At 68.7% G+C, this 20,294-nt stretch carries 19 protein-coding genes and 1 tRNA gene; 6 read left to right on the top strand and 14 right to left on the bottom strand.

What is annotated here, in order from left to right; all coding sequences use genetic code 11:
- The first annotated feature begins 3 nt into the window (after window positions 1-3).
- On the top strand, window positions 4-372 hold the full coding sequence (locus H074_RS01995) for a hypothetical protein (protein ID WP_007028341.1): 369 nt from the start codon (window positions 4-6) through the stop codon (window positions 370-372).
- Between the two features lie 101 nt (window positions 373-473).
- Window positions 474-1,211 (top strand): hypothetical protein, encoded by a 738-nt coding sequence (locus H074_RS02000; protein ID WP_007028342.1) that lies wholly within the window; start codon window positions 474-476, stop codon window positions 1,209-1,211.
- On the opposite strand, the gene H074_RS02005 is transcribed toward H074_RS02000, so the two are convergent.
- From H074_RS02005 to rpmE, 3 genes are all read right to left on the bottom strand, one after another.
- Entirely contained in the window at window positions 1,193-1,489 is a 297-nt protein-coding gene (locus tag H074_RS02005) for an SCO4402 family protein (RefSeq protein ID WP_420805359.1), read from the bottom strand. The genes H074_RS02000 and H074_RS02005 overlap by 19 nt on opposite strands.
- A gap of 83 nt (window positions 1,490-1,572) precedes the next feature.
- Window positions 1,573-2,643: a peptide chain release factor 1 gene (gene prfA / locus H074_RS02010; protein ID WP_039921221.1), complete on the bottom strand. Its 1,071-nt coding sequence runs from the start codon at window positions 2,641-2,643 to the stop codon at window positions 1,573-1,575.
- 80 nt (window positions 2,644-2,723) lie between these two features.
- Entirely contained in the window at window positions 2,724-2,951 is a 228-nt protein-coding gene (rpmE, locus tag H074_RS02015) for a 50S ribosomal protein L31 (RefSeq protein ID WP_007028345.1), read from the bottom strand.
- A gap of 223 nt (window positions 2,952-3,174) precedes the next feature.
- On the opposite strand from rpmE, the gene H074_RS02020 reads away from it, so the two are divergent.
- Window positions 3,175-3,720, top strand: coding sequence for a hypothetical protein (locus tag H074_RS02020; protein ID WP_007028346.1), 546 nt, complete (start codon window positions 3,175-3,177; stop codon window positions 3,718-3,720).
- A 42-nt stretch (window positions 3,721-3,762) separates the two neighbouring features.
- Here the strand turns inward: H074_RS02020 and H074_RS02025 are convergent, their stop codons facing one another.
- The 7 genes from H074_RS02025 to argS form a co-directional block, all read right to left on the bottom strand.
- Window positions 3,763-4,206 (bottom strand): AAA family ATPase, encoded by a 444-nt coding sequence (locus tag H074_RS02025; RefSeq protein ID WP_007028347.1) that lies wholly within the window; start codon window positions 4,204-4,206, stop codon window positions 3,763-3,765.
- Window positions 4,207-4,278: 72 nt separating this feature from the next.
- Entirely contained in the window at window positions 4,279-6,279 is a 2,001-nt protein-coding gene (gene rho, locus H074_RS02030) for a transcription termination factor Rho (RefSeq protein ID WP_007028348.1), read from the bottom strand.
- 434 nt (window positions 6,280-6,713) lie between these two features.
- Window positions 6,714-7,595 (bottom strand): homoserine kinase, encoded by an 882-nt coding sequence (gene thrB / locus H074_RS02035; protein ID WP_007028349.1) that lies wholly within the window; start codon window positions 7,593-7,595, stop codon window positions 6,714-6,716.
- Window positions 7,592-8,653: a threonine synthase gene (gene thrC / locus H074_RS02040; protein ID WP_007028350.1), complete on the bottom strand. Its 1,062-nt coding sequence runs from the start codon at window positions 8,651-8,653 to the stop codon at window positions 7,592-7,594. The genes thrB and thrC overlap by 4 nt, the downstream gene beginning before the upstream one ends.
- Window positions 8,650-9,960: a homoserine dehydrogenase gene (locus H074_RS02045; protein WP_039921223.1), complete on the bottom strand. Its 1,311-nt coding sequence runs from the start codon at window positions 9,958-9,960 to the stop codon at window positions 8,650-8,652. Before H074_RS02045 ends, thrC begins: the two co-directional genes overlap by 4 nt.
- A gap of 3 nt (window positions 9,961-9,963) precedes the next feature.
- On the bottom strand, window positions 9,964-11,397 hold the full coding sequence (lysA, locus tag H074_RS02050) for a diaminopimelate decarboxylase (protein ID WP_007028352.1): 1,434 nt from the start codon (window positions 11,395-11,397) through the stop codon (window positions 9,964-9,966).
- Window positions 11,398-11,403: 6 nt separating this feature from the next.
- Complete coding sequence (gene argS, locus H074_RS02055) at window positions 11,404-13,059, bottom strand: arginine--tRNA ligase (protein WP_007028353.1); 1,656 nt, start codon at window positions 13,057-13,059, stop codon at window positions 11,404-11,406.
- 203 nt (window positions 13,060-13,262) lie between these two features.
- On the opposite strand from argS, the gene H074_RS02060 reads away from it, so the two are divergent.
- A complete protein-coding gene (locus H074_RS02060; protein ID WP_007028354.1) occupies window positions 13,263-14,063 on the top strand; it encodes a DUF3105 domain-containing protein in 801 nt (266 codons plus the stop codon).
- An 8-nt stretch (window positions 14,064-14,071) separates the two neighbouring features.
- The gene (locus H074_RS02065; protein ID WP_007028355.1) at window positions 14,072-14,785 is read left to right on the top strand and encodes a DUF305 domain-containing protein; all 714 of its coding nucleotides are present in this window, start codon (window positions 14,072-14,074) and stop codon (window positions 14,783-14,785) included.
- 92 nt (window positions 14,786-14,877) lie between these two features.
- On the opposite strand, the gene H074_RS02070 is transcribed toward H074_RS02065, so the two are convergent.
- Window positions 14,878-15,795 (bottom strand): cation diffusion facilitator family transporter, encoded by a 918-nt coding sequence (locus H074_RS02070; RefSeq protein WP_007028356.1) that lies wholly within the window; start codon window positions 15,793-15,795, stop codon window positions 14,878-14,880.
- 699 nt (window positions 15,796-16,494) lie between these two features.
- Here H074_RS02070 and H074_RS02080 point away from each other — a divergent pair.
- Window positions 16,495-16,567: transfer RNA gene (locus H074_RS02080), tRNA-Arg, on the top strand.
- Window positions 16,568-16,675: 108 nt separating this feature from the next.
- Here the strand turns inward: H074_RS02080 and H074_RS02085 are convergent.
- The 3 genes from H074_RS02085 to H074_RS02095 form a co-directional block, all read right to left on the bottom strand.
- Entirely contained in the window at window positions 16,676-16,891 is a 216-nt protein-coding gene (locus H074_RS02085; RefSeq protein WP_039921226.1) for a hypothetical protein, read from the bottom strand.
- Window positions 16,892-17,243: 352 nt separating this feature from the next.
- Complete coding sequence (locus H074_RS02090; protein WP_007028359.1) at window positions 17,244-18,512, bottom strand: aminotransferase class V-fold PLP-dependent enzyme; 1,269 nt, start codon at window positions 18,510-18,512, stop codon at window positions 17,244-17,246.
- Window positions 18,512-20,248, bottom strand: coding sequence for a CoA transferase (locus H074_RS02095; protein WP_007028360.1), 1,737 nt, complete (start codon window positions 20,246-20,248; stop codon window positions 18,512-18,514). Before H074_RS02095 ends, H074_RS02090 begins: the two co-directional genes overlap by 1 nt.
- Window positions 20,249-20,294: the final 46 nt, after the last annotated feature.

The following is a 20,294-nucleotide window of genomic DNA, read 5'->3' on the forward strand; positions in this document are numbered from 1 at the left end:
TCGATGAAGAACTCAGTCTGGAACAGCGACAAAGCCTTTCAGCTTTGGCAGTACACCGTCAGCCATTCTCAGCTGGTGCTGCAGAGCACGAGCGGTGACGACGAGGTGATAAGGGTATACTTCGAGAACGTCGACCGATTGGAGGTCAGCCGATTCTATCGGGCTCCTTTCTCTCTGAAGACAGTGGATAGCCACAGCCCGTACCCCGAAGCACTCAAGTCACCGGATCTGCTGTTCGAACTGAGCAGCCCCGAGGCAGAGGGATTCGTAGTGGCGTCGCGGGTCCGGATAACAAGGAATTCTCGGCAAGGGGCGGAAAAGGAGTTGCTTTTCCACGAGTCCATCGCGAATCAGCCGCACGGCGGTGATTGATTGTGCGCCGAGGGACTCCCGGCGGCCCGCGACAGCCCGCCACGCGGGCGACACGTAGGCTGAGGCGCATCTGTCGTCGCCGAAGGGCTCACCGAAAAGTCATGGATCTCCGGGAAACGGACGTCGTCACGCGGATATCCGCGAATATCGAAACCGAGGATTTCGCCGCGGCCGCCGCGCTGAGCGAACGCCTCATCGGCGAGTTCGAGGCAACCGAGCTGGAGATCTACCGGGCGGACCCCGAAGGCGGCTGGACGGGGTACCTGGTCTCCGTCGGCTATCGCACGCCACCGGCCGACGGCGAAGATCCGGCCGAAACACTGCACCGGGCCGCGGTACCCGCGCTCTTTCACTTCGGCCTGAATGCGGAATTCTTCGAGATCCACGGCACGCCGGAGACCGGCCAATACGGAAGCTACGACGCTTACGACACCCGAGCGGACGGGTTCACGCTCTATTCACTGATGGCGGCCGTCGGCGGCACCGATCCACGCGAGCCCGCGTACGTCACCAGGCACGATTTCACCCCGCGCGCGGAAACCGATGTCATTTCACGGGTGCATCTCTACGTCCCCACCGGTGACCTGCGGCTGGCCGTCAACCTGTGCGGCCGTCCCGCGGCCGACCTCTCGGCGTCACTGCTCCGGATCAGCACGGACGCGGGTCCTTGCGAAGCGGTGCTGCTGTCAGCCTTCCCCGCTCTCGCCGGGGAAAGCGGCGAAGAAGCACTCAGCCGGGTCACAACCGAGGTGACCGACCGGCTTTCGCGGGTGAACATGTCCGTCCGGGCAATTCATACCGGGCTGGACGATGATCCGTTCTACACCGAACCCGGCTGACGGTCGTCCAGGAGAACCGCCAGCGCCTCCTTGGCTGCGGCCACCACCGGGAGCCATTCGGTGGCGTCCAGGTACTCCTCGTCCGAAAGTTCTGTGCCCAGCTTGCCGAACAGGTTCGCCAAGGCGTCGCTCATCGGCCCGAAGGCCGCTACCTCGCGGTCGTCACGCAAGATGTCGCCGAGGGCGTCTTCCGGCGCTTCGAGCATTCGCACATCTTCCAATGCGTTGAACTGCATCGTGAAGCTGTCCTGGCGCGTCGGGCTGCTCTCTCGCCGGATCCACTCTCACCACTGGTAGTCGACGTCCGAGAACGCGCGGACGGCGTCGATGACCATCGCCCGCATTTCCGGATACGTGACACTCATCCCGCGTGGGCGGCGAGCCGTTCCTCACGGTCCGCGGTGATGAGCGCGTCCAGCACGCCGTCGAGGTCGCCGTCGAGGACCTGGTCCAGGTTGTACGCCTTGTAGTTCACCCGGTGGTCGGCGATGCGGTTCTCGGCGAAGTTGTAGGTGCGGACCCGCTCGGAGCGGTCGACGGTGCGGACCTGCGAGCGACGCGCGTCCGAGGCCTTCGCGGCGGCCTCCTCCTCGGCGATCGCCTGGAGGCGAGCCTGCAGCACCTGCAGGGCGCGGGCACGGTTTTGGATCTGCGACTTCTCGTTCTGGCACGAGACCACCACGCCGGTCGGAATGTGCGTGATCCGCACCGCCGAGTCGGTCGTGTTCACGCTCTGGCCGCCGGGGCCGGACGAACGGTAGACGTCGATCCGCAGGTCGTTCGGGTCGATCTCGACCTCGACGTCCTCGGGTTCGGGGTAGATGAGCACGCCGGACGCGGAGGTGTGGATACGGCCCTGCGATTCGGTGGCGGGCACGCGCTGCACGCGGTGCACCCCGCCTTCGAACTTCAGCCGCGCCCAGACACCGTCGACGTCGGCCGAACGACTCTTGATGGACACGGTGACGTCCTTGAAGCCGCCGAGGTCCGAGTCGACCGAGTCGAGCACCTCGGCCTTCCATCCGTGACGCTCGGCGTAGCGCAGGTACATGCGCAGCAGGTCGCCGGCGAACAGCGCCGACTCCTCGCCGCCTTCACCCGATTTGATCTCCATGACCACGTCGGAGCCGTCGTACGGGTCGCGCGGCAGGAGCAGTTCGGTGAGCTTGGCCTCGAGCACGGGGATCTTGGCGGAGATCTCCTCGGCCTCGGCCGCGAAGGCCGCGTCTTCCGCCGCCAGTTCCTTCGCCGTCTCGAGGTCGTCGCGGGCGGTGTCGAGCTCGCGGATCGTCTTGACGACCGGGCTCAGCTCCGCGTACCGGCGGCCGAGCTTGCGTGCGCGCGCCTGGTCGGCATGCACGGACGGGTCGGCCAGCTGCTCTTCCAGCTGGGCGTGCTCTTCGAGCAGACCCTTCAGCGAACTCGAATCCACCACTCCACCTTTCAACGGCCTGGACAAAACCATGAAAAACGGCGCCTACCCGGACATGCGGGTAGGCGCCGTCGTTCAAGCTACTTGGCGTCTTCGGCCTTCTTGCGCTTACCGTAGCGAGCCTCGAAGCGCGCGACGCGGCCGCCGGTGTCCATGAGCTTCTGCTTGCCGGTGTAGAACGGGTGGCAGTTCGAGCAGATCTCGACGTGGAGGTTGCCGGAGGTCTTGGTGCTGCGCGTGGTGAATTCGTTGCCGCAGTCACAGTTCACGTGCGTGACAACGTACTCGGGGTGAATACCGCTCTTCATGGTGTCCTCTCTCGTTGGCCCCGGGTCCCCGTGCGGGGTGAACCGGTGCCGGACTTCAGCGGATGATTTTGCCAGATGTGCTGGCAGTGGCGTCAACGCACCCCTCCCCCGGCATATTCCAGCACGTTGAGTTATCAACTATCGACACCGAGTTGTACGAAATTTGTACTTGATCACGAGACCGTCCTCCCTGTTGGTAATTCCTCAACAGGAGGTACTGATCATGCGCACCATCCTCGCCAAGGTGGCGAAGCCGGCGTCCGTCGCCGCGCTGGCCATCGCGGCTCTCGCCGTGGCTCCGGTCGCCGGGGCAGCTCCGGCCGCCCCCGAAGCGGGCGCCACCATCACCGCCGCCGACATCAACCCGGCGGCGGGGACGTTCACCACAGTGTCCGACAGTGAGCTGGCCATCCAGGGCGCCGGCGACGGCACGCCCGCCGGCGCCGTCCAGTGGTTCAAGAACCACATGGGCTCCACCGCGTACCAGGGCCTCTGCGAGAAGGCCGTCGAGAACGCGTACGGGACCACCGGCGTCTGGGCCTCGGCCAACGCGCACTGGAACGGCGCGAGCCCGAAGCACACGACCGGGACGCCGCCGAAGGGCTCCTTCGTCTACTGGAACATCAGCCAGTGGGGCCACGTCGGCATCGCCGACGGTTCCGGCGGGATCTACGCCTCCAGCATCGGCGGCAAGATCGGCCACGCTTCGAGCGTGAACTACTTCAACAACTACCGCGGCTGGACCCCCGCGGCGGTTCCGCACCGCTGAGCCCTCGGGTCTCGTGAGTGGTGAGGACGGTTCTAACCGTCCTCACCACTCACGAGACCCAGCCAAAGCCTGGTCGCGCGCGGCGAGGTCAATCGAGTCGCCGGAGAACATCCCCCGCAGCGTTTCGACGTTGCCGTTGCAGATCCGGCGACGCGTGACGCAGCGCACCACGGTCCGGCGCACCAGACGGCTCAGTGAAACCCAGCGCGGATAGTCCAGCGCCACGACCAGTTCGGCGCGGGGCAACGCGATGTCGCGCCATTTGGCGAACATCCCGTCGATGATCCAGCGATCTCCCGCGACCAACTCGGCGACGCGGCGTCGCTGCTCGTCGTCGGCGCCTGGCAGCCAGCCTGGCTGCCAGGCGAGATCGTCGTCGACCGAATGACACGGCAGCCCTGTCCGCTCGGCGAGCTTCCGGGCCAGCGTCGACTTGCCCGAACCGGTGACCCCGTACACGACGATCCGCCCTGGTAACGAACCCATGACTACGTGAAGGCCTCCTTCCCTACTTTGAGAGTAGGGAAGGAGGCCTTCACTTACTTACAGACCGGAAACTCAGTCGTCGTCGTTCGAACCGAGGGCCGTCTTCGAGACCTGCATGAGGAACTCGATGTTGGTCTTCGTCTTGCGCAGTCGCGAGATCAGCAGGTCGATGGCCTGCTGCGAGTCCAGCGCGTGCAGCACCCGGTGCAGCTTGTGGGTGACCGCGAGCTCGTCCGGCGAAAGCAGCAGATCTTCCTTGCGGGTACCGGACGGGTTGATGTCCACCGCGGGGAACACACGCCGCTCGGCGATCTTCCGGTCGAGCTTGAGGTCCGCGTTCGCGGTGCCCTTGAACTCTTCGAAGATGACCGTGTCACCGGTGGATCCGGTCTCGACCATCGTCGTGGCGAAGATCGTCAGCGAGCCGCCGTTCTCGATGTTGCGCGCCGCGCCGAGGAACCGCTTCGGCGGGAACAGCGCCGTCGAGTCGACACCACCGGAGAGGATCCGGCCGGACGCGGGGGCCGCCAGGTTGTACGCACGGCCGAGGCGGGTGATCGAGTCGAGCAGCACGACGACGTCGTGGCCCATCTCGACCAGACGCTTCGCCCGCTCGATGGCGAGCTCCGCGACCGAGGTGTGGTCGGACGGCGGGCGGTCGAAGGTCGAGGCGATGACCTCACCCTTCACCGACCGCTGCATGTCGGTGACCTCTTCCGGACGCTCGTCCACGAGCACGACCATCAGGTGGCACTCGGGGTTGTTCGTCGAGATCGCGTTCGCGATGTCCTGCATGATCGTCGTCTTGCCGGCCTTCGGCGGCGACACGATCAGGGCACGCTGCCCCTTGCCGACCGGCATCACCAGGTCAATGACGCGGGTGGTGAGCTTGTGCGGCTCGGTCTCGAGGCGCAGCCGCTCGTTCGGGTACAGCGGGGTCAGCTTGGTGAACTCGGGACGGCGCTTGGACTCGTCCGGCTCCAGGCCGTTGATCGAGTCGACGCGCACCAGCGGGTTGAACTTCTGCCGCTGCTGCTCGCCGTCACGCGGCTGGCGCACGACACCGGTGATGGCGTCACCGCGGCGCAGGCCGTACTTGCGGACCAGCGAAAGCGAGACGTACACGTCGTTCGGCCCGGCGAGGTAGCCCGAGGTACGCACGAACGCGTAGTTGTCGAGCACGTCCAGGATGCCCGCGACGGGCAGCAGGACGTCGTCCTCGCGGATCTCGGTGTCGGGCGAACCGCCCTGTTCACGGCCACCGCCGGAACCCCGGCGGCGACGGTCGCGGAAGCGACGGCCGCGACGGCCGCCTTCCTCGTCGTCGTCACCCTGCTGGCCCTGGCCCTGACGCTGGCTGTTGTCCTGACCGCCGCCCTGCTGGTTGCGCTGGCGGTTGTCCTGGCCACGGCCGTCGCGGTTGCCCTGACGGTTGCCGCCCTGCTCACCGCGGTCGCCGCGTTCGTTGCGGTCACCCCGGTCACCACGCTCGCCTCGGTCACCGCGTTCGCCACGGTCACCGCGCTCGCCACGGTCACGCTGCTGGCCACCCTGCTCGGGCGAACCCGCGGCACGGTTGGAGCCGCGGCGACGACGGCTGCGGCCGCCCTCTTCCTGCTGCGACTGGCCGTCCTGCTGGTTCTCCTGCTGCGCCGGCCGCTCGGCGGCAGGCGCGGAGCCGTTCTCCGAGACCTTCTCGGCGCGCGGGGCCTCGGCCGGGGCGGCTTCCGCCTTCGGCGCTTCGGCCTTCGGGGCCTCCTGCTTCGGGGCCTCCGTCTTGGGCGCTTCGGCCTTGGGGGCCTTGCGCGGTGCATCGATCCCCTCGAGCGGAAGCGTTTCGCTCGCCGCGGCGGGGGTCTTGCGCTTGGTCTTGCCCTGGCGCTCGCGGATGGCCGCGATCAGATCGCCCTTGCGCATGCCCGTGGTCTCGCCGATGCCAAGGTCCCCAGCGATCGAGCGCAGTTCGGCGACGGTCTTGCCGGTCAATCCGCCGACCGTGCGCTTGGGAGCGACGGCGCCGTTCGACTCGGCGGCGCCACCTTCGACGTCGCTCAAAAGATCGGTGTTGCTCACAAATGTCCTTCCTGACCGATCCACGCCTCCAGGTGGATCAGCGGACCGCCGCTCGCGTCCGATTGCGAAACGGCGTAGTCGGTCCCCGATACGGGCGAGCAACTCCTCGGCCGTGTTGAACACAGCTAGAAGGCCTCCAGCACAGGGATTTGCGTCCTCCATACGGAGGAAGCGGAATTCGGCACCGCCGGAACCGGGAACCCGCCTGTGTCGACCTGCCAGCCCCGCTTGCCAGGCTGTGCTGTTGCCGGACTCTGTGCGGAACTGGCGGATCAACGAAGGATGCGGGCCAAGGATGACACTGGTCACCTGGACCGGCACCGGGTGCGGAAACGCACGGTGATCGAACGCCCCCGAGGGTAGACCGCGCCACGGCCGGGTGCAACAACCACCCCCCGCGTGGCGGGGCGGGGCTCCGGCATGTGACCGAGGCTTTACTGAGCCGCAACCTGAACGCCGCCCGGATCGATCGGCAGCTCGGTGACGTCGAAAGACGTAACGTCGACACCTGCCGGGAGTATTCCCCCGGTGGTCAGCGCGAGCACGGTCGGACCGGCTCCGGAGATGGCCGCGGCCACTCCTTCGGCTCTCAGTGCACGCACCAGTTCGCTGCTCGCCGGGTACGCGGGCGCCCGGTAATGCTGGTGAAGCCGGTCTTCGGTCGCGGAGAGCAACAGGTCGGGGCGCGCGGTGAGCGCGTGGACCGCGAGCGCCGCGCGACCGGCCGTGAACGCCGCGTCGGCGTGCGGGACCTGGGCGGGAAGCAGTCCGCGGGTGGCGTCGGTCGAGGATCGCAGCGCCGGGACCGCGACCACGGGCCGGATGTCGTGATGCGGCTGGAGCCGCTCGGCGCGGAACCGCTCGCCCTCGTTCCAGGCGACCACGAAGCCGCCCAGCAGGCTCGCCGCGGCGTTGTCCGCGTGTCCCTCGAACCCGGCGGCCAGCTGCAGCGCGTCGTCGTCCAGGGCCTTCTCAGCCAGCGCGTACGCCGCCGCGACACCGGTCACGACGGCGGACGCGGACGAGCCGAGGCCGCGGGCGTGCGGGATGGCGTTGAAGCAGCGCAGATGCAGGCCGGGCGGCCGGAGGCCGAGGTGCTCGCAGCCGCGCCGGAAGGCCCGGACGACCAGATGCGATTCGTCGGTCGGGACGTCGTCCACCCCGCCCGCGCCGACATCGATCACCTCAATCTTGAGCCCGGCGTCGGTGATCTGGAGTTCCACCCGGTCGTACAGCGCCAGCGCCAGGCCGAGCGCGTCGAATCCCGGTCCGAGGTTCGCCGAAGACGCCGGGACCTTGATCTTGAGCAGCGTCATCGCAGGTCCAGCGCGGTGGCGACGGCGGTCGGGTCTACCGCGAGCGGCTCGACCTCGACGTTGCCCTCCAGCGCCGTGGCCGGGTCCTTCAGACCGTGTCCGGTGACGGTGCACACAACGGTCGAGCCCTTCGGCAGGCGCCCGTCGGCGACCGTGGCGAGTAGGCCCGCGACGCTGGTCGCCGAAGCGGGCTCGACGAACACGCCCTCCTTGCGGGCGAGCAGCCGGTACGCCTCGAGGATCTTCTCGTCGGTGATCGCCTCGAACAGGCCCGCGGAAGCGTTCTTCGCCTTCATCGCGCCGTCCCAGGACGCGGGGCTGCCGATGCGGATGGCGGTCGCGATGGTGTCCGGATCGGCCACCGGCTCGCCGTGCACCAGCGGCGCGGCGCCTGCCGCCTGGAAACCGAACATCCGCGGGGTGTTCTTCACCACACCGTCACCGGCGTACTCGGAATATCCGGCCCAGTAGGCGGTGATGTTGCCCGCGTTGCCGACCGGCAGGCAGTGGATGTCCGGCGCCCGGCCGAGCACGTCGCAGATTTCGAACGCGGCCGACTTCTGGCCGGCGATGCGCACCGGGTTGACCGAATTGACCAAGGTCACCGGGTAGTCGATCGCGGTCTTCTGCGCCAGTTCGAGGCAGTCGTCGAAGTTGCCGTCCACCTGCAGGATCCGCGCGCCGTGCAGCACGGCCTGGGCGAGTTTGCCCATCGCGATCTTGCCCTGCGGGACGAGCACCGCGCAGGTGAGCCCGGCACGCGCCGCGTAGGCCGCGGCCGACGCCGAGGTGTTGCCGGTGGAGGCGCAGATGACCGCCTTGAGCCCGCTGGCGAGCGCGTGCGTGATGGCCACGGTCATCCCGCGGTCCTTGAACGACCCGGTCGGGTTCGCGCCCTCGACCTTGAGGTGGACCTCGCACCCGGTCAGTTCCGAGAGGTGCGGCGCGGGCAGCAACGGTGTGTTGCCCTCGCCGAGCGTGATCACCTTCGCACCGGACGGGACCGGGATCCGGTCGGGGTAAGCCTGGATGATCCCTGGCCACGGTTGGGGAATCACTGGTCTTCGCCTTCCACACGCATCACACTGACGACCTGGTTCACCACATCGAGTTCGGCAATGTCGTCCACAGTGGACCGCAATGCCGCGTCCGGCGCCAGGTGGGTGACCACGACCAGGCTGGCCGTGTCGTCGGCGTCGCGCTGCCGCACGGCGGCGATGCTGACACCGTGCCCGGCGAACGCCTGGGCCACCTGGGCGAGGACGCCCGCTCGATCGGCCACGTCGAGACTGACGTGGTACCGCGTCGGCGTCTGGCCCATCGGCCTGACCGGGAGCGCGGCGTGCGCGGATTCGCGCGGGCCACGGCCGCCGACGACCCGGTTTCGAGCCACCGCGACGAGGTCGCCGAGCACGGCACTCGCGGTCGGCGCGCCACCGGCGCCCTGACCGTAGAACATGAGCTCACCGGCGGCGTCGGCCTCGACGTAGACGGCGTTGTACGCGCCGCCGACGCCCGCGAGCTGGTGGCCGCGCGGGATCATCACCGGATGCACGCGCGCCGAAACGGATTCGGTGCCGTCGTCGGCGGTGACGCGCTCGCAGATGGCGAGCAGTTTCACCGTGCGGCCCAGCACGTTCGCCGCGGCGAGGTCCGACGCGGTGACGTCGGCGATGCCTTCACGGTGCACGTCGGACGCGGTCACCCGGGTGTGGAACGCGAGCGAGGCGAGGATCGCGGCCTTGGACGCCGCGTCGTAGCCGTCGACGTCGGCCGTCGGGTCCGCCTCGGCGTATCCGAGCCTGCTGGCCTCTTCCAGCGTTTCCGCGTAGCCCGCGCCGGTGGAGTCCATCGCGGACAGGATGTAGTTGGTGGTGCCGTTGACGATGCCCATCACCCGGGTGATGCGGTCACCGGCCAGCGATTCGCGCAGCGGGCGCAGCAACGGGATCGCCCCGGCCACGGCCGCCTCGAAGTACAGGTCGGCGCCCGCCGCGTCGGCGGCCTCGAACAGCTCCGCGGAATGCTCGGCCAGCAGCGCTTTGTTCGCCGTGACAACGGATTTCCCGGCCTTGAGCGCGTCGAGCAGCCATTGCCGCACCGGCTCGATGCCACCGACCAGTTCGACGACCACGTCGACGTCTTCGGAGGTGACGAGCTTCGTGACGTCGGAGGTCACCAGTTCCGGCGGCAGCTCGGGGTGCTTGTCGGGGCGCCGCACCGCGATCCCCGCCAGCTCCACCCTGGCGCCCGCCCTGGCGGCGAGCTCCCCGGCCTGCTCGGTGAGCAGCCGGACGACCTCGCCGCCGACCGTCCCGCAGCCCAGCAGGGCGACCCTGATCACACGTGGATCCACAGTAGACACTTGCTAGACCTCCAGGCGCAGCATGTCGTCCGTCGTCTCCCGCCGCAGCAGCACGCGGGCGCTGCCGTTGCGCACGGCCACCACCGCGGGCCGCGGCTGCCGGTTGTACCCGCTGGCCATCGAGTAGCAGTACGCCCCGGTGGCCGCCACGGCGAGCAGGTCGCCGGGAGCAAGGGTGTCGGGGAGCCAGCAGTCACGGACGACGATGTCGCCGGACTCACAGTGTTTTCCCACGACCCGGGACAGCGCGGCGGCGGCCTTGCCGTCCCCGTCGTCGTCCGCGGACCGGGAGACGAGACGGCAGTCGTACACCGCGTCGTAGAGCGCGGTGCGGATGTTGTCGCTCATCCCGCCGTCGACGCTGACGTAGCGGCGGGCGGCCTTGTCGCCGAGCGAGACGTCCTTGATGGTGCCGACCTCGTACAGCGTGATCGTGCCGGGACCGGCGATCGCACGACCCGGCTCGCCGGCGATCTTCGGCACCGGAAGACCCGCGTACTCGCATTCCTTGCGGACGATCTCGCGGATCTGCGTGATCATCTGCGCGGGCGGCGGCGGATTGTCCTTGTCGGTGTAGGCGATACCGAAACCGCCGCCGAGGTCGACGATCGACAGCTGGTCGAGCAGATCGGTGCCGTGTTCCTTGGCGAGTTCGGCCAGCAGGCCGACCACGCGGCGGGCCGCGACCTCGAAGCCGTCGGCGTCGAAGATCTGCGAACCGATGTGGCTGTGCAGGCCGATCAGCTTGAGCGACGGCGCGTTGAGCACGCGGCGCACGGCCTCGGCCGCGTCACCGGACGCCAGCGAGAAACCGAACTTCTGGTCCTCGTGCGCGGTCGCGATGAACTCGTGCGTGTGCGCCTCGACGCCGACGGTGACCCGGATCAGCACGTTCTGGACGACGTCGTGCCGGGCGGCGACGTCGGCCAGCCGCGCGATCTCGTAGTAGGAGTCGACCACGACCGTGCCGACGCCCGCTTCGACGGCGGCTTCCAGCTCGGACAGCGATTTGTTGTTGCCGTGGAAGGTGATCCGTCCGGCCGGGAAATTCGCGCGCTGCGCCACGGCGAGTTCGCCGCCGCTGCAGACATCCAGGCTCAGCCCCTGCTCGGCCACCCAGCGGGCGATCTCGATGGACAGGAACGCCTTGGACGCGTAGTGCACGAGCGCCGGGTCGTCGAACGCCTCGGCGTAGTCGGCGCAGCGGGACTTGAAGTCCGCCTCGTCGACCACGAACAGCGGCGTGCCGTACTTCTCGGCGAGTTCGCGGACGTCGACGCCGGCGATGCGCACGACGCCGTCACCGCCGCGGAAAGTGTTACGGGGCCAGACCTTCGGGTACAGCCTGTCGAGTTCCTCAGGACTCGACGGCGGGAAACCGGAGGCGTCGGCGTGGGGGTAGACGTCGGCGTGGCGGGGGCCCGCGGGGTGAGCCATTCTTCGTTACATCCGTTCCGGAGCAGAGACACCGAGCACGTTGAGGCCGTTCGCCAGCACCTGGCGGGCGGCCTCGCACAGCGCGAGCCGGGCGAACGTGAGGGGGGTGGCCTCTTCGTCGCCCTGGGGAAGGACACGGCCGACCGTGTAGAACTTGTGGTACGCGCCGGCGAGCTCTTCGAGGTACCGGGCGACGCGGTGCGGTTCGCGCAGCTCTGCGGCCCGGCGGAGGACGGTCGGGAATTCGCCGATCGTGCGGATCAGATCGCCCTCGGCAGGCAGCGTAAGCAAGCCGAAGTCGACAGCGCCATCGGTTTTCAAGCCCAGGTCGGAAGCGTTGCGCTGCAACGAGGCCAGCCGCGCGTGGGCGTACTGGACGTAGTAGACCGGGTTATCGTTGGAGTGCTTGCGAAGCAGGTCGAGGTCGATGTCCAAAGTGGAGTCGACCGAGTAGCGGATCAGCTCGTAGCGGGCCGCGTCGACGCCGACGGTGCCGACCAGGTCCTCCATGGTGATGACGGTGCCGGCGCGCTTGCTCATCCGGACCGGCTTGCCTTCGGAGACCAGGTTGACCATCTGGCCGATCAGCACCTCGACCACGGCCGGGTCGTCGCCGAAGGCGGCCGCGGCGGCCTTGAGCCGGGCGATGTAGCCGTGGTGGTCCGCGCCGAGCATGTAGATGCAGAGGTCGAAGCCGCGCTTGCGCTTGTCCTGGAAGTAGGCCAGGTCACCGGCGATGTAGGCCGGGTTGCCGTCCTTCTTGATGACGACGCGGTCCTTGTCGTCGCCGTGCTCCTTGGACTTGAGCCACCAGGCCCCGTCCTCGAAGTACAGGTTCCCGGAGTCCTTCAGCTGCTGGACCGACGACGCGACCGCGCCGGACTCGTGCAGCGAGTTCTCGTGGAAGTAGACGTCGAAATCGGTGCCGAAGTCGTGCAGGCTTTGCTTGATCTCGGAGAACATCAGCTCGATGCCGACCCGGCGGAAGGTCTCGGCCCGCTCATCGTCCGGCAGCGACAGCGCGCTCGGCTCCTGGCGGATGACCTCGGCGGCGATGTCGTTGATATAGCCGCCCGCGTAGCCGTCCTCGGGGGCGGGCTCGCCCTTGGCGGCGGCGATCAGGGAGCGGACGAAGCGGTCGATCTGCGCGCCGTGGTCGTTGAAGTAGTACTCCCGGGTGACCTGGCCGCCCTGCGCGGACAGCACGCGGCCCAGCGCGTCGCCGACCGCGGCCCAGCGGGTGCCGCCGAGGTGGATCGGGCCGGTCGGGTTCGCCGAGACGAACTCGAGGTTGATCTTGACGCCCGCGAGCGCGTCACCGAGGCCGTACTTCTCCCCGGCGTCGAGCACCTGCTGGACGATCTGGCCCTGCGCGTCGGCGGCGAGCCGCAGGTTGAGGAAACCCGGCCCGGCGACCTCGGCCGAGTCGATGCCGTCGGCGGCCGAAAGCGCCTCGGCCAGCGCGTCGGCGAAGTCCCGGGGCTTCATCCCCGCCTTCTTGGCCACCTGCAGTGCCAGGTTGGTCGCGTAATCGCCGTGCTCGGGATTGCGGGGACGCTCGATCGTCACCTTCTCCGGCAGCACGGAATCGTCGAGGCCGCGCGCGGTGAGAACCTGCACGGCGGAGTTACGGACCAGTTCGGCGAGAGCTGCGGGAGTCACTCGCGGAATTCTAGGTGTGACCTGGTCCGGGCTTGGCAGCGACCGCCGGAAGGTGTGAGCCAAGCCGGTGATCAACCGGTGCGTTCACGGTGATCAGACGCGCGGTCTCTACACTGGCCCGCGCAGGGACCACCCCTTTGGAGAACGCAGGAGCCATGGCTAACGGGACAACCAGAAAAAAGGGCGCGTCGTCGAAGAACGCCATGAAGGCCGCCCGTAGTTCCGTCGTGTCCAAGAAGGGCACGCCCTGGGGCACGATCATCGCGGTCGTCGCGATCGTCGCCCTGGCTGCCTCGGTGGTCACCTACTACATGGTCGCTTCGGCGCCGAAGCGCGAGCAGAAGACCCGCGAAGAGGCCGCTGCCGCCTTCGCGCCCTCGCAGCAGGACCCTGACCCCTCCAAGCGGATCAACGGCGTGACCACGGCGACCTACGAGGGCTCCGTGCACGTCTCGGCCACCGAACGCGTCGCCTACGACAAGATCCCGCCCTACGGCGGCCCGCACGACCAGGCCTGGGCCGCGTGCAACGGCGTCGTCTATGAGAAGGCCGTCCGCAACGAGAACATGGTCCACGGTCTCGAGCATGGCGCGGTCTGGATCGCCTACAACCCGGCTCAGATCTCCGGCGAGGCGCTCGACCTGCTGAAGGTGCGCGTCGAGGGCAAGCCGTACACGGTCATGTCGCCGTACCCGAACCTCGACAAGCCGATCTCCCTGCAGTCCTGGGGCCACCAGCTGAAGCTGGACTCCGCCTCCGACGAGCGGATCGACCAGTTCATCGCGGCGCTGCGCACCAACCCGTACGGCGCGTACCCCGAGCGTGACGCCACCTGCGACGCGCAGATCGAGCCGGGCGACTTCGACCCGACCCCGCCGGGTCCGGACGCCAAGCCGATGGACTACAAGGGCACCGCCGGCACGCAGCAGGACCAGCCCGGCGCCGGCCAGAGCGGCATGCCGTCCGCGCCCGCGACCCAGCCCTCGGCGCCCGCGAGCAAGTAGTGAGCCGGATGGACCCCGATCTCCAGTACGTCGACGAACCGGACGAGACCTCACGGTCGGTCAAGAGCCGATGGCTGGTGATCGGGGCCGCCCTGGTCGTCATGCTGATCCTGGGCTTCGGCGTCGGCGCCCTGACGACCAGGCTGATCGACTCCGAGCCGGAGCAGCCGACCCCGGGCGCGGGCTCGGTCGAGGTCGGCTTCGCGCAGGACATGTCGGTGCACCACCTCCAGGCCGTCACCATGGCGGGCTGGGCGCGGGACCACACGACCGATCCGGCGATCAAGACCCTCGCGTTCGACATCGAGCGCACGCAGACCGGCCAGGTCGGCCGGATGAAGGGCTGGCTGGGCCTGTGGGGCCAGCCCGAGCAGACGACCGGTGCCTACATGACCTGGATGACCGAGCCGATGGCCGGGCACTCCGGGCACGGTGGCGCCGACATGAAGCCGTCGAACGGCGCACCGATGCCGGGAATGGCGACGTCGGCCGAGCTGGCCAAGCTGCGGTCGCTGACCGGCAAGGAGATGGACGTCTTCTTCCTCCAGCTGATGCTGCGGCACCACATGGGCGGGACGGAGATGGCCCAGTACGGCAACGACCACACGTCCATCGCGGACGTGAAGTCGCTGACGCGGAGCATGCTCGTCTCGCAGGGCGCGGAGATGACGCTGATGAAGAACCTCCTCCAGGAACGCGGCGCGGCCCCCTTGCCCGCCTGACGCACTCCCCTGTCACGCAATTCGGCACCTGCTTGCGGTGGTTCGTACTGCCAACCACCGCAAGCAGGTGCCGAATTGCGTAAGGGGGTGCGCTACCAGGAGAGTTCCCGGCAGCGTTGCGCGCATTGGGGCACTTCTATCTGCAAGGTCGCGTGCTCGATCGAGTAGCGGTTCGCCAGGAGGTTCTGCGCCTCGGTCAGCACCTCCGCCTGCTCGACGGTGGGCGCGATGGTGAGGTGCGCCGAAGCGACCTCCATCCCCGAAGTCAGCGTCCAGACATGCAGGTCGTGGACGTCCTCGACGCCCTTCAGCCCGCCCAGTTCGGCCTGGATGCCGGCGACGTCGACCCCCTTCGGCGCGTGCTGGAACAGGATCCGCAGCGCGCGCCGGGCGAGGGCGTAGGTGCGAGGCAGGACGAAAAGGCCGATCGCGACACCGATGATCGGGTCGGCGTAGCGCCAGCCGGTCAGCAGGGTGATCGCGCCGCTCAGCAGCACACCGACGGAGCCGATCAGGTCGGCGAGGACTTCGAGGTACGCGCCCCGGACGTTGATGCTCTCCTCCGCGCCCTTGCGCAGGACCAGGAAGGAGACGATGTTCGCGACGAGACCCGCGGCGGCGGCCAGCAAAACGGGCAGGCCGGGCACGGCGGGCGGGTCGCTGATCCGGCCGATGGCCTCGACCAGGACGTAACCCGCCACGCCGAACAGCAGGATGGCGTTGCCGAGCGCCGCGAGCACTTCGGCGCGGTAGAACCCGAACGTCCGAGTGAGGGTCGGGCCGCTGCGCCGGGCGAGCAGGATGGCCGCCAGCGCCATGCCGACGCCGAGGACGTCGGTGAACATGTGCGCGGCGTCGGAGATCAGCGCGAGCGAGCCCGTGGCGAACCCGACGATGAACTCCATGACCATGAAGCCGGCGCCGATGACCAGGGCGATCGTCAGGCTCTTGAGGTAGCGGCCTGACGCGCTCGACGGCGAGACCGTCCCATGCCCGTGCCCGTGACCCATTGCTCCGCCTCTCGTGAAGTCGACAGGCCGAATATATTGTCACATGCGCATATGTGCAATACAGGTGAGCCTAAGTTCACCCTGTCTTAAGCCACACACGGAAGCCATCCCCCAGGAGGGCCTTCCCGAAACCTGGAATCGACACGCACCGCTACCGGAGTGACCGGAAGAACCCCGCAACCGGCCGACGAAAGCCTCGGGCTGCTCGAACACCGCGAAGTGACCGCCCTTGGCCAGCAGCTCCGCCCAGCGCCGTGAAGGGCGGACGATCTCGCGCGGGAAGATCGAGATACCCGAAGGAACTTCAACGGCCGAGACGTCCCGGTGAACCAGTAGACAGAGATCGCGTCGAGCGTCTGCCGCCAGGACAGCGCCGACTCCGGCGAGCCACCATTGTTCTGTCGAGCCTCGTGAGTGGTAAGGACGGTTAGAACCGTCCTTACCACTCACGAGGCCCCGACCCGGCCGACGGCAGGCGCAACCTGCTCAGCCTCACCGACACCGGCACACGCCTGAACCAGCTGAAGAACTGGTCAGGGACACGCAGGACACCTTCCTCGCGCCGCTGGACCCCGCCGAACGCGAACAGCTGACCGGCCTGCCGGCCCGCCTCGTCGAGCACCACAACGGTTAACGACCACCACTCGCGAGAGCCCGCGGGGGCATGCGCTAAGCTTCCCACGTCGCTCAGGCGGCAACGCCCTCGTAGCTCAGGGGATAGAGCACTGCCCTCCGGAGGCAGGTGTCGCAGGTTCGAATCCTGCCGAGGGCACACAGGTCAGGGACTTCACCATGGTCCCTGATTTTTTTATGGCATTGCCCTGGCATGAATCCACTCGGCGGCTGTCCGGGCAAGCCCCGGTCGGCGAGATGTCCTCGGCTAGCCGCGTTGTCTGGTGTAGTCGTCGATCTCGCTGGGCGACCAGAGCAGCCTTAGGTGCTCTTCCCGGTCTTGTAAGAGTCTGCCGTCGACTTGGCCGTCGCCGCAGTCGAACACGACATGGTGAGTGTCAGGGGAAAGCGCCACGGTCAGCTGTCCGGTGCAGTCCGACGTCGGCCCGACCGGCCGCATGCCGCCGGTTTCCGAGATCGTCAACCCGGAGTCATCGCAATCGGCTGTCGTGCCGATGCCGGCTCCGGTGATCGCCGACCGACAGCCCCGGCAGCCGAGGCGGCCAGTCCGAAGACCAAGGCAGCGAACGTGACGACGACCGCCAGGATTCGGACCGGTCCGCTCGTGCTCGTCGAGAAGTCCGGTGCGCACCGATCGTCCGGCAGGTTGATCCAGCGCGGCCTTCAGCGGCTCGGCGTCCAGTAGCCGGAACGCAAGGTTGATCGCCCCGGTCCTCGCGGTGGCAAGTGTCCCAGTCCACCCTCGCGGCGCGGAACGCCGCCTGCAGGGCCTGGGTGAGAATGGTCCGGCGTCGATCCCTGTGTCTTGCGCCGTTTCACCCGTCGTAGTGTCCGACGCGAACAGCGGGATCAGCCGGGACTCGGGATCCGGCGATCGTCCGGATCCCGGTGACCAGGCGGTCGATGTGCTCGGTCGTCGTGCCGACGCCGATGCTGGCGCGCACCGCGGTCGGCGCGGTCGCGCCCGCCTGGTCCAGCAGCCGCCGGGTGAACGGGTGGGCGCAGAACAGCCCGTCGCGCACGCCGATGCCGAACTCCGCGGCCAACCGGGTGGACACGGTGCGCGTCTCGACGCCGTCGACAGTGAAAGACACGATGCCCAGTCGGTCCGGCCAGCTGTCGCCTGCACCCAGGATCCGTACCTCTGGGATTCCCGCCAGGCCGTCGTGCAACCGGTTCATCAGGGCGTCCTCGTCGGCCCGGAGCGTGTCCAGGTCCGCCGCCGCGAGGGCATCACACGCGGCGGCGAGCGCCACCGCGCCGATGACGTTCGGGGAGCCCGCCTCGTGCCGCGCGGCGCCGACCGCCCAGTCGACTTCGCCGGGTGTGTCCCCGACGTGCGCGGTGGCCCCGCCACCAGAGAGGTACGGCCGCGCGCGGTCCAGCCAGTCGGCCCGGCCCGCGAGTACGCCGGTACCGAAAGGGGCGTACAGCTTGTGGCCGGAGAACGCGACGTAGTCGAGGTCGAGCGCGGCGATGTCGATCCGCCGGTGGGGCGCGAGCTGGGCCGCGTCGACCGCGATGCGGGCGCCGAAGCGGTGGGCGGTGGCGGCGAGATCGGCGAGTGGCCAGACCTCACCGGTCACATTGGACGCTCCGGTGACGGCCAGCAGAATGGGACGTTCGGTGGTCTGCCCGGCGAGCGCGGTCGTGACGGCCGAAACCGCCGCAGCCGGTGATGAAGGCGCCGGGAGCCGGACGACTTCTTTCCATGGCAAGAGGTTCGCGTGGTGTTCGCCTTCGAACGTGATGACCACGGTGTCCGGTGGAACGGCGTGGGCGAGCAGGTTCAGCGCGTCGGTGGTGTTGCGAGTGAACACCACCTCGTCGTCGACGCGACAGCCGAGGAACGCGGTGACGGACGCGCGGGCGAGCTCGTACTTTTCCGTGCACAGCTGGGAAAGCGCGCCCGCGCCCCGGTGCACGCTCGCGTAGAGCGGAAGCAGCTCCCCCACCACGTCGGCCACTTCACGCAAGCAGGGCGCGCTCGCCGCGTAGTCCAGGTTGGCGTAGGCGATCTTCGTCCCGTCAGGCAACCCCACCTTGACGTCGGAGCCCAGCACGCCCAGCGTGTTCCCACTCATCACGAAGCTCCTCCAAAGATCCACGGCGAAGTGGCGATCGCGCATCCGTTCCGTTCGAACCGTTCGGGATGGCTCGAGACGAGGGTGCCGAGATCACGCCGGACGGGCACCATGATCGAGCCCAGCCTGCCTTTCCATTCCGCCACCGGCCTCGTGCCCAGCGCCTTGGTGATCGCGTCGGGCAGTTCTTCCGGCGGTGGCACGGGAATGTCGAGGATCGAGCACAGTGCCGCGACGTCCTCGGTCACGATCGCGAGCAGCCCGTCGGCCGCCGCGAAGACACCGTCGACGGCGGCTGGCGACGGCTCGCGCAACAGTGCGTCGGCCGCGCCGAGCAGCGACGTCGTGACCTCGCCGCCACGGCCGGTGCGGTGACGCGCCACCAGCGCGGCCAGGATCCCTTCCGCCGAAACGAATCCACCGGCGACGTCCACCATGATCATCAACGTCGGGCGTGATGGTGCGCCGGAAGACGCCAGCGCGTCGGCCACCCCGGAGTAGGCCTGGACCATGTAGTCCGTACCGGCCGGTGGGTGCTCCCCCAGCGCGTCGCCCCAGCCGGACGCGGTCGCGTGGACCAGCCCGGGGTTCACCGCGTGCATGGCCGCCGCGTCCAGACCGAGCTCGACGTCCTTGCCCGGCGCCCAATTGTGCAGGAAGACGTCGGCGTCGCGGACCAGGTCCAGGACCTCGGCACGCCCCGCCGCCGACTTGAAGTCGATCTCGGCTATCCGCTTGCCGTCGTTGAGCACACGGAACTTCGCCGAACAGTCACCCGCCATCGGCGGCATGCCCCGCAGGGGGTCGCCGCCCGGCGGTTCGATCCGGGTGACGGTCGCGCCGAGCAGTGACAGCAGCCGGGTCGCCAGCGGGCCCTGCACCCGGCGGGTCGACTCGACGACGTGGACCCCGGCGAGCGGCAGACCGGTATCCGTGCCGGACACGGGCGGCGCCGCCCGGCCGGCACGGAACGACCACGGTGGCGAGCCCGCGTCGGGATCGGCGCGCCGATCGGCCATCGTCCGGACAGGACAGACGTGCATCCCGGTCGAGGCGGCGGTCGCGCGGATTCCCTCGAACGAGGTGGACTCGGCCGCCTCATGAAGCTCGCGCGGAAGCCACACCGACGCGCGTTCGTAGCGGAGGAGGAACGGCCGCCAGCCCCGGGCGATCGCGCGCTCCGGCGCCCCCAGCGAAGCCCAGAATCCCTGCCAGGCCTCGCCGCTGAAGGCCTCGACCTCGAACGCGACCCCGTCGGCGGAGACGAACGGCGGCCGTGCTGTCGACGGCGTGCCTTCGGAGCCTTCGGGGTCCTCGTCCGCGGTGGCGGCGGCGATGTACTGCCCGACCGCGAGCAGCGCGACACCGTTCGCTCCCAGCTCGACCCGCGACACCGGATTTCCCCGCAGCTGAGCCAAAGTCGCGGCCAGCAGGCCCTGGACGGCGGCGATCCCGGTGAGCACCGAAACGTAGTCGACGCCCAGCGGCCGCGGCTGTGCCTCGGACCGTCCGTGCAAGGCCATGATCCCGCAGTCGGCCTGCACGAGGTTCTCCGGGAGCGGTCCACGCAGGCAGGCCTCGACCGAAACACCCGGCCCGCTCAAGCCGAAGAGGCCGGAACGCGCGGCATCGACATCGGCCTCCAGCATCCGCAGCCGGTCGTGAGCCGTCTCGACGGCCGGGCCGGAGCCGGGGATCCGGACCTGGAAACCTTTCAAGGGGGCGGAAAAGGACACGGCGAACCTCCGGGACGCGGATGTGGGAACGGCCTGGCGCCCGCTT

The organism is Amycolatopsis decaplanina DSM 44594 (assembly GCF_000342005.1).
Classification (GTDB): Bacteria; Actinomycetota; Actinomycetes; order Mycobacteriales; family Pseudonocardiaceae; genus Amycolatopsis; species Amycolatopsis decaplanina.

Coding starts and splice junctions, on each gene's coding strand:
- H074_RS01995 (WP_007028341.1), top strand. CDS start 4: ATGAAGAACTCAGTCTGGAACAGCGACAAAGCCTTTCAGCTTTGGCAG.
- H074_RS02000 (WP_007028342.1), top strand. CDS start 474: ATGGATCTCCGGGAAACGGACGTCGTCACGCGGATATCCGCGAATATC.
- rpmE (WP_007028345.1), bottom strand. CDS start 2,951: ATGAAGAGCGGTATTCACCCCGAGTACGTTGTCACGCACGTGAACTGT.
- H074_RS02020 (WP_007028346.1), top strand. CDS start 3,175: ATGCGCACCATCCTCGCCAAGGTGGCGAAGCCGGCGTCCGTCGCCGCG.
- H074_RS02025 (WP_007028347.1), bottom strand. CDS start 4,206: ATGGGTTCGTTACCAGGGCGGATCGTCGTGTACGGGGTCACCGGTTCG.
- thrB (WP_007028349.1), bottom strand. CDS start 7,595: ATGACGCTGCTCAAGATCAAGGTCCCGGCGTCTTCGGCGAACCTCGGA.
- lysA (WP_007028352.1), bottom strand. CDS start 11,397: ATGGCTCACCCCGCGGGCCCCCGCCACGCCGACGTCTACCCCCACGCC.
- H074_RS02060 (WP_007028354.1), top strand. CDS start 13,263: ATGAAGGCCGCCCGTAGTTCCGTCGTGTCCAAGAAGGGCACGCCCTGG.
- H074_RS02065 (WP_007028355.1), top strand. CDS start 14,072: ATGGACCCCGATCTCCAGTACGTCGACGAACCGGACGAGACCTCACGG.
- H074_RS02070 (WP_007028356.1), bottom strand. CDS start 15,795: ATGGGTCACGGGCACGGGCATGGGACGGTCTCGCCGTCGAGCGCGTCA.
- H074_RS02090 (WP_007028359.1), bottom strand. CDS start 18,512: ATGAGTGGGAACACGCTGGGCGTGCTGGGCTCCGACGTCAAGGTGGGG.